Here is a 12,114-nt window from a genome sequence, read left to right as displayed (position 1 = left end):
GCGCGATGGAACTCGAAGGCGGGCCGAGAGGGGGCGAAGGCGCGTCAATAGCACAGGCAGGGCGGCCGCCCAGCGTCCGCGTGCCAAATAGGGAAACGCCCGTTCAGGCCGGAGCGCTCCGCCGCCGCTCGAGCAGCAGCAAGGTCAGCGCCGCCAGGAAGCCGAAGGCCAGCAGCAGGGCCGACAACTGGTGGGCCTTGTCCCATTCCAGGCTCTCGACCAGCCGGTAGATCTCGATCGACAGCACCTGCGTCTCGCCTGGAATGCCGCCACCCAGCATCATCACCACCCCGAACTCGCCGATCGTATGGGCGAAGGCCAGCAAGGCCGCGACGGCGTAGCCGGGCAGGGCCAGCGGCAGGGCCACGCGCCAGAAGGTCGCCGCCTTGCCCGCGCCCAGGGTCGCGGCGGCCTCCAGCGGCTCGTCGCCGATCGCCAGGAAGGCGTTGCGCAGCGGCTGCACGGCGAAGGGCAGGGAATAGACCAGCGAGCCGATCACCAAGCCCTCGAAGGTGAAGGCCAGGGTCCGCACCCCGAACGGCGCCAGCAGGAGCATCAGCGGGCTCTTTGGCCCCAGGGCGATCAGCAGATAGAAGCCCAGCACCGTCGGCGGCAGTACGATCGGCAGGGCGACCAGCGCCCCGACCACCGGCTTCAGCACCGACCGGCCCCGCGCCAGCCACCACGCCAGCGGCGTCGACAACGCCAGCAGCAGCACGGTGACGACCGTGGCCAGCTTCAGGGTCAGCCAGACGACCTCGGCCATGGCCGTCAGCGCACCTCGTAACCGTAACGGCGAATGATCGCCTTGGCCTCGCGGCCCTTCAGGAAGGCCAGGAACGCCTTGGCCGCCTCGCTGTCCGCACCGGTCTTCAGCAGCACCGCCTGCTGGTCGATCGGGGTGTGGTCGGCCTTGGGCACCACCCAGCGCGAGCCGCCCTTGTCGTCGATCACCTGCGACAGGGCCACGAAGCCCAGCTCCGCCGCGCCGGTCTGGACGTACTGGTAGGCCTGGGTGATCGATGACCCGGTGACGATCTTCGGCTTCAAAGTGTCTTGCAGCTTGAGCTTGGTCAGCGTCTCGACCGCCGCCAGGCCGTAGGGCGCGGCCTTCGGGTCGGCGATCGACAGCTTCTGGAAATTGCCCTTGGTCAGCACCGCGCCCTTGCCGTCGACCAGGCCTGGGATCTTGCTCCACAGGACGAGACGGCCAGTGGCGTAGGTGAAGCGCGAACCGGGAACGGCCAGGCCTTCTGCCTCGGCCTTCTGCGGCCGCTCGACGTCGGCCGACAGGAAGACCTCGTAGGGCGCGCCGTTGGCGATCTGGGCGTAGAACTGGCCAGACGAGCCGAAGCTCAGCGTCGCCTTGTGGCCCGTGGCCTTCTCGAACTTCTCGGCGATGGCCTTGGCCGGCTCGGTGAAGTTGGCGGCCACCGCCACCTTGGTCTCGCCCGCGAAGGCCGCGCCGGCGACCAGCGACAACGCTCCGGCCACGATGGCGGCGAGCAGGGGGCGGCGGGCGAAGGGCATCGGCGGCTCGGTTCGGCGGTTATGCATCGCGAGTACATAACGAGCTTTCGCCGACTGTCAGGCTGTTTTTTCGAGGCCAGCCGGGCGACAAGCGGGCGAACGGAGTCGAAAGGCGTCTCGATGAGCGAAGCGGGCGATCTCAGCGCCAGCCTGATCCTGAGGCGCGGGGCTCTAGCCCGTGTCGGCCTGGAGCGCATCGCCCTGGTCGAGGCCGTGGCCGAGCTTGGCTCGATCAGCGCCGCCGCCAAGCGCCTGGGCCTCAGCTACAAGGGCGCCTGGGACGCCGTACAGGCGCTCAACAACCTGTTCGACGCCCCCCTGATCGCCGCCAGCGCCGGCGGCAAGTCCGGCGGCGCGGCCCAGGTCACCGCGCGGGGCCATGCGGTCATCAAGGCCTTCCGAGATATGGAGCGCGAGGTCGGGGCGGCTCTTTCGCGGCTAGAGGCGGGTCTGGCGTCGGAAGACGGCGCCGACCTCTTCTGGAGCCTGGGTCTGCGCACCAGCGCCCGCAACGCGCTGCGCGGAACCGTCGTGGCTCTGGCCCCGGCCGGCGTCACGGTCGAGGTTCGCCTGGCCCTGGGCGGCGGCCTGGAGATCGCCTCGGTGATCACCCGCCGCAGCGCCGAGGAGCTGGGCCTGGCCGTGGGGCGGCCCGCCGTAGCCCTGATCAAGTCGAGCTTCGTGCGCCTGGCCGCCGAGCCGCCCGCCGCGTCCGGCGACAACCGGCTGTCGGGCGTCGTTCTCGACCGCGAGGACGGCGAGGCGGCCAGCGAGATCGTCGTCGCCCTGTCTGAGGGCAAGACACTGGTCGCCACGGTCGCGCGGGACCTCGCCGGAGCTTTCGAATTCGGCGCCGGCGTCCACGCGTTGATCGCGCCGTCGGACGTGATCCTGGCTGTCGACTAGGCCGGCGCCACCCTTGGTCGCAGAGGCGGCGGGCCTGATCTGCACTAGCACTATGCAACGGCGCCTCATGCTTGAGCGGAACTATGTACAAGCATGGCCATGGGCGCAAAACGCTCCCCCCGCGCCGTCGCGGTCCTTAGGGCGATAGCCATGCGCGTTCTCGTCATCGATCCGGATCCGGCCCGCGCCGCCTTGGTGGCCGAAGGGCTGGAGGGCGTGCACCCGCTGGAGGTCCGTCGTTCGGCGCGCTTCGACGAGCGCGAAGCGATCGAGTTCGCGCCCGACGTGGTGGTGATCGCCGCCGAAAGTCCCGATCGCGACACGCTGGAAAGCCTGCGTGAGGCCAGCCAGGCCAATCCGCGTCCCGTGGTGATGTTCGTCGACCGCTCCGAGCCGGGCCTGGCCGAACAGGCTGTGCGGGCCGGCGTGGCGGCCTATGTCGTCGACGGCCTGGCGCCGGCGCGCGTCCGGCCGATTCTCGACGTGGCCATGAGCCGCTTCGCCTTGACCCAGCAACTGCGCGGGGACCTCGCCAAGGTGAAGGCTGACCTGGAGGCCCGCAAGACGGTCGAGCGGGCCAAGGGCCTGCTGATGAAGGAGCGTGGGCTGGACGAGGACGGCGCCTATCGCCTGCTGCGCAAGCTGGCCATGGACCGCGGCAAGCCCATCGGCGCGATCGCGGCCGACCTGCTGGCTTTCGCGGGAGTGTTGAAGGGGGACGCCTCTTGAGCGGGCTCGCCGATCTGAAGCTGGGCTTCATTCCTCTGACCGACTGCGCGCCGCTGGTGGTGGCCAAGTCCCTCGGCTTCTTCACCGAGGAAGGTCTCGACGTTTCTCTGAGTCGCGAGGCCTCGTGGGCGACGATCCGCGACAAGGTCGCCGTCGGCGCGCTGGACGGCGCCCACATGCTGGCGCCCATGGCCCTGGCCGCGGCGGCCGGCGCGACCGGCGGTCTGACGCTCGACGTCGGCCCGTCGCTGATCGCCCCCATGGCCCTGAACCGCAACGGCAGCGCCATCACCGTCTCGACCGCCCTGGCGGACGCCATGCGCGCGGCTGATCCAGAGGCCATGGCCGAGCAGCCGATCTCGGCCCGGGCCCTGGCCCGGGTGATCGCCGAACGGGCGGGGCAGGGGCTGTCGCCCCTGACCTTCGCGGTCGTGTTCCCCTATTCGATGCACAATTACGAGCTGCGCTACTGGCTGGCGCAGGCCGGGATCGACCCGGACCGTGACGTGCGCCTGGTTGTCACCCCGCCGCCGCGCATGGTCGAGCAGATGCGGGCCGGCGACATCGACGGCTTCTGCGTGGGCGCGCCTTGGAACGCCGTGGCCGTGCTCGAAGGCCTGGGCGAGGTGCTGATCACGGCCTCGGCCTTCTGGCCGGGTGGTCCCGACAAGGTGTTCGGCGTCACCGAGGCCTGGGCTCACCACTATCCCGACGAACTGCGCGCCGCCCTGCGGGCGATGATCCGCGCCTCGGCCTGGGCGGACGATCCCGCCAACCGGCAGGACCTGATCGACCTGCTGGCCCGCCCGGACCACGTCGGCGTCGCGCCCGAAGCCCTGGCCCGCGCGCTGAACGACGAGATCGTCTTCCATCGAGACGGCGCGGGCCTGCCGCGCCGTGAGCACGCCCTGTGGTTCCTGTCGCAGATGGTGCGCTGGGGGCAGGTCGCGGCCGACATCGATCTCGAGGCGGCGGCCGACGCGGTCTATCGCCCGGACATGTTCCGCGCCGCCGCCCTGACCGCGGGTCCTGTCGTTGATCCCGCTCAGGTGTTCGACGACGGCCCGCCGGAGCTGGCGCCGCTGTTCGAGGGACCGGCCTTCGATTCCACGCTCGCCGGCCGTTACGCCGCTGGGTTTTCGATCGGCCGCGCTCGCGCCTGAGGCGCTTTCGTCTCTCGCATCTGCACAATGCCTGGGCGCCATCGGCGCCCTTTTGCTGAGCAATCATGCTGTGGCGACGTTGTGCAGGGCGGCGCCTCTTCGGTTGGTGACATCCGTCCCCGGACCGTTGTTCTGTTAGCTCAAGCCTTCGGACAACGGCGTCCGTGGCTGCCAGAGACGACCGCTCGGATGCGGTCACCCGACGAGGCGACGACGCCTCGCTCTTGCAGACACGCAACACTCCGAGGCGCATCATGATCTCTCGTGACTTCCTCAAGGCCGGCCATACGCCGACCCTGTTCGCCGCGTTCCTCTATTTCGACCTGTCGTTCATGGTCTGGGTGATCCTGGGCCCGCTGGGCGTGGCCATCGCCAAGGATTTCGGGCTCGACCCGGCCCAGAAGGGTCTGATGGTCGCCATACCCGTGCTGGCCGGCGCTCTGCTGCGCCTCGTCAACGGCATCCTGGTCGACCGCATCGGTCCCAAGAAGACCGGCATGTTCGGTCAGCTGATCGTGCTGGGCGGCCTGGTCACGGCCTGGCTGCTGGGCGTGCACAACTACAATCAGGTCCTGGCCCTGGGCGTGATCCTGGGCGTGGCCGGCGCCTCCTTCGCCGTCGCCCTGCCGCTGGCGTCGCGCTGGTATCCGCAGGAGCACCAGGGCCTGGCCCTGGGCATCGCCGGCGCCGGCAACTCGGGCACCGCCCTGGCCGCCCTGTTCGCGCCGATGCTGGCCAAGACCTTCGGCTGGCAGAACGTCATCGGCCTGGCCGCCATCCCTCTCGCCGTGGCTTTCGTCGTCTACATGCTGCTGGCCAAGGACGCTCCCGAGCAGCCCGCGCCCAAGAAGCTGGCCGAGTACCTCGACGTCCTGAAGGTTCCGGACGCCTGGTGGCTGATGTTGCTCTACGGCGTCACCTTCGGCGGCTTCGTCGGCCTGGCCTCGTCGCTGACCATCTACTTCAACGCCGAATACGGCCTGGATCCGGTGATCGCCGGCTTCTTCACCGCCGCCTGCGTCTTCGCCGGCTCGTTCATCCGCCCGGTCGGCGGCGGCCTGGCCGACCGCTTCGGCGGGGTGCGCACCCTGACCGTCGTCTACGCCCTGGCCGCCTTCGGCCTGGCGGTGGCCAGCTTCAAGCTGCCCTCGCACTGGCTGGCCCTGGCGGTGCTGATGTTCTCGATGCTGGCCCTGGGCGCCGGCAACGGCGCGGTGTTCCAGCTGGCCCCGCAGCGCTTCCGCAAGGAGATCGGCGTCATGACCGGCCTGATCGGCATGACCGGCGGCATCGGCGGCTTCTACCTGGCCTCGACCCTCGGCCTCGCCAAGAAGCTGACCGGCGACTACCAGATCGGCTTCCTCGGCTTCGCGCTCCTGGCGCTGTTCGCGCTCTTCGCCCTGCACGGCCTCAAGGCCCGCTGGCGCGCCGTCTGGCCGACCCTGCACGGCGCCGAAGCCGCTCCGGTTCGCGTCTGATCCTCTTTTCCAAGTGAGCAAAGTCATGACCAAGGAAAAGCTGGTCGTCATCGGCAACGGCATGGCCGGGTGCCGGGCGGTCGAAGAGATCCTCAAGCGCGATCCCTCGCGCTACGAGATCTCGATCTTCGGCGCCGAGCCGCGGGTCAACTACAACCGCATCATGCTGTCGCCGGTGCTGGCGGGCGAGAAGACCTTCGACGACATCGTCATCAACGACGAGGCCTGGTACCGCGACAACGGCATCACCCTGCATGCCGGCCGCTGGGTCACCGGGGTCGATCTGGAAGACCGCAAGGTGATCGCCGAGGGCGGCCTCGAGGTCGCCTACGACAAGCTGATCCTGGCCACCGGCTCGGATCCGTTCCGCCTGCCGCTGCCAGGCGCCGACCTGTCGGGCGTGGTGACCTTCCGCGACCTCGACGATGTCGACGCCATGATCGCCGCCTCGGCCAAGCCCGGCGCCCGCGCCGTGGTCATCGGCGGCGGCCTGCTGGGCCTGGAAGCCGCCTATGGCCTGGCCCGTCGCGGCATGGGCGCCACCGTCGTCCACCTGATGGACGTGCTGATGGAGCGCCAGCTCGACGAGAGCGCCGGCTACCTGCTGCGCGAGGCCCTGCTGGAGCGCGGCGTCGAGACCGTGCTCGGCGCCCACTCCGAAGCCATCGTCGGCGAGGACGGCAAGGTCACCGGCCTGAAGCTGAAGGACGGCCGGACCCTGCCTTGCGACATCCTGGTGATGGCCGTCGGCATCCGTCCCAATGCTGCATTGGCCAAAGCCGCTGGTCTGCAGGTCAATCGGGGCGTCATCGTCGACGACGCCATGCGCACCTCCGATCCGGCGGTGTTCTCGGTCGGCGAATGCGTCGAGCACCGCGGCAACTGCTACGGCCTCGTGGCCCCCATCTGGGACATGTGCCGCGCCCTGGCCGAGGAACTGACCGACGGGGCCGGCGCCTATGCCGGCTCGGTGCTGTCGACCCGCCTGAAGGTCTCGGGCGTCGATGTGTTCTCGGCCGGCAAGTTCGCCGGCGGCGAGGGCTGCGAAGACATCGTGTTCCGCGACGCCGGCCGCGGCGTCTACAAGCGCGTGGTGATCGAGGACGGCAAGGTCGCCGGCGCGGTCCTGTTCGGCGACGCCGCCGACGGAGGCTGGTACTTCGACCTGATGCGGGCCGGGACCGATGTCGCCGACATACGCGACACGATCATCTTCGGTCAGGCGATCACGGAAGGTCTGTCCGGCCTGGACCCTAGTGCGGCCGTTGCGGCCATGCCCGATACGCAGGAAATCTGCGGCTGCAACGGCGTCTGCAAGGGGGCGATCACTTCCGCCATCACCACCCAGGGCCTGACCAGCCTGGACGACGTGCGCGCCGTCACCAAGGCCTCGGCCTCGTGCGGCTCGTGCACGCCGCTGGTCGAGCAGGTCATCCGCGCCACCCTCGGCGACGGCTTCAAGGCCCAGACCGGCCCCAAGCCGATGTGCAAGTGTACGCATCACCCGCATGGCGTGGTGCGCGAGGCGATCCTGGCCCAGGACCTGAAGTCCATGCCCGCGGTCATGCAGGCCATGGAATGGACCACCCCCGACGGCTGCGCCTCGTGCCGTCCGGCCCTGAACTACTACCTGCTGTGCGCCTGGCCCGGCGAATACAAGGACGACAGCCAGTCGCGCTTCATCAATGAGCGCGTCCACGCCAACATCCAGAAGGACGGCACCTATTCGGTCGTCCCGCGCATGTGGGGCGGCATGACGACGCCCGACGAGCTGCGCGCCATCGCCGACGTCGCCGACAAGTACGCCATTCCATCGGTGAAGGTGACCGGCGGCCAGCGCATCGATCTGCTGGGCGTCAAGAAGGACGACCTGCCGGCGGTGTGGGCCGACCTCAACGCCGCGGGCATGGTCAGCGGCCACGCCTACGCCAAGGGCCTGCGCACGGTGAAGACCTGCGTCGGCAGCGACTGGTGCCGGTTCGGCACCCAGGACTCCACGGGCCTCGGCATCAAGCTCGAGAAGTTCATGTGGGGCTCGTGGGCGCCGGCCAAGGTCAAGCTGGCCGTGTCGGGCTGTCCTCGTAACTGCGCGGAATCGACCTGCAAGGACATCGGCGTGATCTGCGTCGACAGCGGCTACGAGATCCATGTCGGCGGCGCCGCCGGTCTGCACATCCAGGGCACGCAGCTGCTGACCAAGGTCGCCACCGAGGAAGAGGCGATCCAGCTGATCTCGGCGGTCATGCAGATGTACCGCGAGGGCGGCTGGTACCTGGAGCGGATCTACAAGTGGATGGCCCGCATCGGCCTGGAGACCATCCATGCCGCCACGGTCGAGGACCTCGACAACCGCGCCGCGCTCTTCGCCCGCTTCGTGATCTCGCAGGAGACCGCCCAGGTCGACCCGTGGGCCGAACGCGCCAGCAAGGGCGTCGAGGCCGGTGAATTCAAGCCGATGGCGACGCTTCCGATGGGGATGGCTGCGGAATGACGATCCAGACTTTCGACATCGATCCGGCCTGGCATGACGTCGGCGCCGTCACCGACATTCCGGAGCGCGGTTCGCGTCGGGTGGCGACGGCGCAGGGCGACGTGGCGGTGTTCCGCACCAGCGACGGCCAGGTCTTCGCCCTGGTCGACCGCTGCCCGCACAAGCACGGACCGCTGAGCCAGGGCATCGTCCACGGCCACGGCGTGACCTGCCCGCTGCACAGCTGGGTCATCGACCTGAAGACCGGCCACCCCACCGGCGCCGACGCCGGCAAGGGCTGCACGCCGGTGGTGCCGGTGCGGGTGCAGGACGGCCGCGTCCTGCTGGCCCAGCCGGTGATGGCGGACTGACGCCATGGCCGACGGCTCCGGCGTCATCGCGACGGTCAGGACCACCTGCCCCTATTGCGGCGTCGGTTGCGGCGTTGCGGGAGCGGCGGGCGGCGGCAGGACGCTGGCGGTGTCCGGCGACACCGCCCACCCGGCCAACAAGGGACGGCTGTGCTCCAAGGGCTCGGCCCTCGGCGCCACGGTCGGCCTGCAGGGCCGTCTGCTCGAGCCCTCGATCAACGGCCGCGTCGCCAGCTGGGGCGAGGCCACGGCGCTGATCGCCAAGCGCTTCCGCGACACCATCGCCCGCCACGGCCGCGACAGCGTCGCCTTCTACGTCTCCGGCCAGCTGCTGACCGAGGACTACTACGTCGCCAACAAGCTGATGAAGGGCTTCATCGGCTCGGGCAACATCGACACCAACAGCCGTCTCTGCATGGCCTCGGCCGTGGCCGCCCACAAGCAGGCCTTCGGCGCCGACCTGGTGCCCGGCTGCTACGAGGATCTCGACGAGGCCGACCTGGTGGTCTTCGCCGGCCACAACGCCGCCTGGACCCATCCGATCCTGTTCCGCCGCCTGGAGGCCGCCAAGGCCCGCGGCCAGAAGCACGTGGTCATCGACCCGCGCCGCACCGACACCGCCGAGGGCGCCGACCTTCACCTGGCCCTGGCGCCGCAGAGCGACGTGCGGCTGTGGAACGGCCTGTTGGCCGAGCTCGACCGTCGCGGCCAGCTCGACCTCGACTACATCCGCGAGCACGTGAACGGCTTCGACGCCGTCCGCGAAGCTCTGGCGCAGGACGACCAGTCGCCCGCCGCCGTCGCCGCCGACTGCGGCCTGGCGATCGAGGACCTGCTGGCCTTCTACGACCTGTTCGCCGCTCATCCGAAGACGGTCAGCCTGTTCTCGATGGGCTCCAACCAGTCGGCTCAGGGCGTCGCCAAGGGTCTGGCGATCATCAACACCCATCTGGCCACAGGCCGGATCGGCAAGCCGGGCGCCTGCCCGTTCTCGATCACCGGCCAGCCCAACGCCATGGGTGGCCGCGAGACCGGCGGCATGGCCAACACCCTGGCCGGCCACATGGACTTCGCAGCCGAGGACCGCGACCGCGTCGCCCGGTTCTGGGGCGCGCCCAACACCGCCCGTGCGCCGGGCCTCAAGGCCGTCGAGATGTTCGAGGCCGTGCGGTCGGGCAAGATCAAGGCGATCTGGGTGATGGCGACCAACCCCGCCGTCAGCCTGCCGGACGCCGGCGCGGTGCGCGAGGCGCTGGAGGCGTGCCCGTTCGTGGTCGTCTCCGACTGCGTCGAGACCGACACCACGGCCTACGCCCATGTGAAGCTGCCGGCCCTGGCCTGGGCCGAGAAGGACGGCACGGTCACCAATTCCGAGCGCCGCATCTCGCGCCAGCGGGCCCTGTTCCCCGTGCCCGGCCAGGCCCGCGCCGACTGGCGGATCATGGCCGACGTCGCCCAGGGCATGGGCTTCGACGGTTTCGGGTGGCCGTCCCAGGCCTCGATCTTCCGCGAGTGGGCGCGCCTGACGGCCTACGAGAACAAGGGCTCGCGCCTGCTCGACCTGACGGGTATGGCCGCCATGACCCCCGACGACTACGCCGCCATGACGCCGATCCAGTGGCCGGTCCGTGTGACCGGGCAGGGGACGCCGCGCCTGTTCGTCGACGGCCGCTTCCAGACGCCCGACGCTCGCGGCCGGATGGTTCCGGTCCGTCCCAAGGGGCCGGCCGATGCTGTCAGCGACGCCTATCCGATGTCGCTCAACACCGGTCGCATCCGCGACCAGTGGCACACCATGACCCGCACGGGCCTGGCCCCCGACCTCTGCCGCCACGCCCCCGAGCCCTTCGTCGAGATCCACCCGCGCGACGCCGAGGCCGCCGGGATCAAGGATGGCGCCCTGACCCGCGTCTCCACCGTGCGCGGCGAGGCCGTCGCCCTGGCCAAGGTCACCGACCGCCAGCGGCCCGGCGGCCTGTTCATGCCGATGCACTGGACCGACGCCTTCGCGCCGTCGGGCAAGTCCAACCACCTGATCGCGCCGAACCTCGACCCGACCTCCGGCCAGCCGGAGTTCAAGCACACGCCGGCCCGGGCGCGGCCCTATCGCGAGACCTGGAAGGGCTTCTTCCTGACCCGCGAGGTCGTCGCCGCGCCGGCCAATCTCGACCTCGTCTGGCGGCGAATCCCGCAGGACGCCGCCCAGCTGCACGAGTTCGCCGGTCGGGGCGACGCCTCCGAGCGCGAGGCCCTGCGCAAGCGCTTGACCAAGGGCCTGACGGGCGAGACCACGGTGTTCGAGGACGCCGGCGCCGGCTCGCGTCGCGAGGCCTGGATCGAGGACGGCAGGCTGGTCGCCGTGCTGTTCCAGACCGCTGCCGGCCGCTTGCCGCCGCGCGATTGGCTGGCCGACCTGTTCGCGCTGGACCAGCTGTCCGCGCAGGATCGCTCGTCGCTTCTGATCGGCCGTCCGCCCGGCGCGCCGGTCGACAGAGGCCCGATGGTCTGCGCCTGCCTGAAGGTCGGCGCCAAGGCCGTGGACGCCGCCATCGCGGCCGGAGCCGCCACCGCCGATGCTGTTGGCGCGGCGACGGGCGCTGGCACCAATTGCGGCTCGTGCCGTCCGGAGATCGCCCGGATGATCGCCGCCGCCGCTTCCCTCAAGGCCAAGGAGACCGCCGATGCGTGACGTGTCGCTGGGAGACGTTCTGCTCGTCGGCGCTGGTCCGGGTCCGGCTGACCTGATGACCCTGCGCGCCGCCCGCGCGGTCGAGGGCGCCCAGGCGCTGCTCTATGACGCGCTGGTCTCGGACGAGGCGATCGCCCTGGCCCCGGCCGGCTGCGTGCGGATTCTGACCGGCAAGCGCTCGGGCCGGCCCAGCATGAAGCAGGAGGCGATCAACCGCCTGATGCTGCGCCTGGCCCGTCGCGGTCTGCGCGTGGTGCGGCTGAAGGGCGGGGATCCGTCGGTGTTCGGCCGGGTGGGCGAGGAGGCCGAGTTTCTTCGTGCGCATGGCGTGTGCGTCGAGGTGGTGCCCGGCGTCACCGCCGCCAGCGCCGCCGCCGCCCAGTTCAACTTCCCGCTCACCCATCGCGGCGAGGCTCGGCGGGTGATCTTCACGACGGCCCGGGTCGGCAGCGGCGACGTCATCGAAGACTGGGCCGCCGCTTCGGATTCCGAGGCCACGGTCGCGGTTTATATGGGCGGGGAAGCCGCCGCCGAACTTGGCCGCCGCCTGATCGCGGCCGGTCGTTCGCCCAGCACCCCGGCCCTGGTCGTCGAGCGGGCCGGCGATCCGGCCGCCGCGCTGCGCACTGGCCGCCTCGACACGCTGCCCCAGCTTCTGGCTGGCGGGACCGGCGGCCCGGTCCTGATCGTCATCGGCGCGGTGGCCCGCCGGGCGCAGGACCTGCGCTGGACGCCCGAGCTGGCCCAGATCGAAGCTGAGGCGATCCGGGCCTGAAGT

Annotated in this window: 10 protein-coding genes; 8 read left to right on the top strand and 2 right to left on the bottom strand. The window is 70.4% G+C overall.

Going from position 1 to position 12,114, the window contains the following annotated elements:
• Positions 1-103 precede the first annotated feature (103 nt).
• Both modB and modA read right to left on the bottom strand, forming a co-directional pair.
• Positions 104-766 (bottom strand): molybdate ABC transporter permease subunit, encoded by a 663-nt coding sequence (gene modB / locus AC1RRS_RS17535; protein WP_492856229.1) that lies wholly within the window; start codon positions 764-766, stop codon positions 104-106.
• Positions 767-771: 5 nt separating this feature from the next.
• A complete protein-coding gene (gene modA, locus AC1RRS_RS17530; protein WP_492856228.1) occupies positions 772-1,530 on the bottom strand; it encodes a molybdate ABC transporter substrate-binding protein in 759 nt (252 codons plus the stop codon).
• A gap of 120 nt (positions 1,531-1,650) precedes the next feature.
• On the opposite strand from modA, the gene AC1RRS_RS17525 reads away from it, so the two are divergent.
• From AC1RRS_RS17525 to cobA, 8 genes are all read left to right on the top strand, one after another.
• Complete coding sequence (locus AC1RRS_RS17525; RefSeq protein ID WP_492856227.1) at positions 1,651-2,436, top strand: TOBE domain-containing protein; 786 nt, start codon at positions 1,651-1,653, stop codon at positions 2,434-2,436.
• A 150-nt stretch (positions 2,437-2,586) separates the two neighbouring features.
• On the top strand, positions 2,587-3,165 hold the full coding sequence (locus AC1RRS_RS17520) for an ANTAR domain-containing response regulator (RefSeq protein ID WP_110121845.1): 579 nt from the start codon (positions 2,587-2,589) through the stop codon (positions 3,163-3,165).
• Entirely contained in the window at positions 3,162-4,328 is a 1,167-nt protein-coding gene (locus AC1RRS_RS17515) for a CmpA/NrtA family ABC transporter substrate-binding protein (protein WP_492856226.1), read from the top strand. Before AC1RRS_RS17520 ends, AC1RRS_RS17515 begins: the two co-directional genes overlap by 4 nt.
• A 254-nt stretch (positions 4,329-4,582) precedes the next feature.
• Positions 4,583-5,806: a nitrate/nitrite transporter gene (locus tag AC1RRS_RS17510; protein ID WP_110121843.1), complete on the top strand. Its 1,224-nt coding sequence runs from the start codon at positions 4,583-4,585 to the stop codon at positions 5,804-5,806.
• A gap of 25 nt (positions 5,807-5,831) precedes the next feature.
• A complete protein-coding gene (gene nirB, locus AC1RRS_RS17505) occupies positions 5,832-8,297 on the top strand; it encodes a nitrite reductase large subunit NirB (protein WP_492856225.1) in 2,466 nt (821 codons plus the stop codon).
• The gene (gene nirD, locus AC1RRS_RS17500) at positions 8,294-8,647 is read left to right on the top strand and encodes a nitrite reductase small subunit NirD (RefSeq protein WP_110121841.1); all 354 of its coding nucleotides are present in this window, start codon (positions 8,294-8,296) and stop codon (positions 8,645-8,647) included. Before nirB ends, nirD begins: the two co-directional genes overlap by 4 nt.
• Positions 8,648-8,651: 4 nt before the next feature.
• Positions 8,652-11,336: a molybdopterin-dependent oxidoreductase gene (locus tag AC1RRS_RS17495; protein WP_492856224.1), complete on the top strand. Its 2,685-nt coding sequence runs from the start codon at positions 8,652-8,654 to the stop codon at positions 11,334-11,336.
• Complete coding sequence (cobA, locus tag AC1RRS_RS17490) at positions 11,329-12,111, top strand: uroporphyrinogen-III C-methyltransferase (protein ID WP_492856223.1); 783 nt, start codon at positions 11,329-11,331, stop codon at positions 12,109-12,111. The genes AC1RRS_RS17495 and cobA overlap by 8 nt, the downstream gene beginning before the upstream one ends.
• Positions 12,112-12,114 lie beyond the last annotated feature (3 nt).

This window comes from Caulobacter sp. GW821-FHT12A07, assembly GCF_058807655.1.
The sequence above is the reverse complement of the archived record's forward strand: the minus strand, read 5'-3'. Positions and strand labels throughout refer to the sequence as shown.

Coding starts and splice junctions, on each gene's coding strand:
- modB (WP_492856229.1), bottom strand. CDS start 766: ATGGCCGAGGTCGTCTGGCTGACCCTGAAGCTGGCCACGGTCGTCACC.
- modA (WP_492856228.1), bottom strand. CDS start 1,530: ATGCCCTTCGCCCGCCGCCCCCTGCTCGCCGCCATCGTGGCCGGAGCG.
- AC1RRS_RS17525 (WP_492856227.1), top strand. CDS start 1,651: ATGAGCGAAGCGGGCGATCTCAGCGCCAGCCTGATCCTGAGGCGCGGG.
- AC1RRS_RS17520 (WP_110121845.1), top strand. CDS start 2,587: ATGCGCGTTCTCGTCATCGATCCGGATCCGGCCCGCGCCGCCTTGGTG.
- AC1RRS_RS17510 (WP_110121843.1), top strand. CDS start 4,583: ATGATCTCTCGTGACTTCCTCAAGGCCGGCCATACGCCGACCCTGTTC.
- nirB (WP_492856225.1), top strand. CDS start 5,832: ATGACCAAGGAAAAGCTGGTCGTCATCGGCAACGGCATGGCCGGGTGC.
- nirD (WP_110121841.1), top strand. CDS start 8,294: ATGACGATCCAGACTTTCGACATCGATCCGGCCTGGCATGACGTCGGC.
- AC1RRS_RS17495 (WP_492856224.1), top strand. CDS start 8,652: ATGGCCGACGGCTCCGGCGTCATCGCGACGGTCAGGACCACCTGCCCC.
- cobA (WP_492856223.1), top strand. CDS start 11,329: ATGCGTGACGTGTCGCTGGGAGACGTTCTGCTCGTCGGCGCTGGTCCG.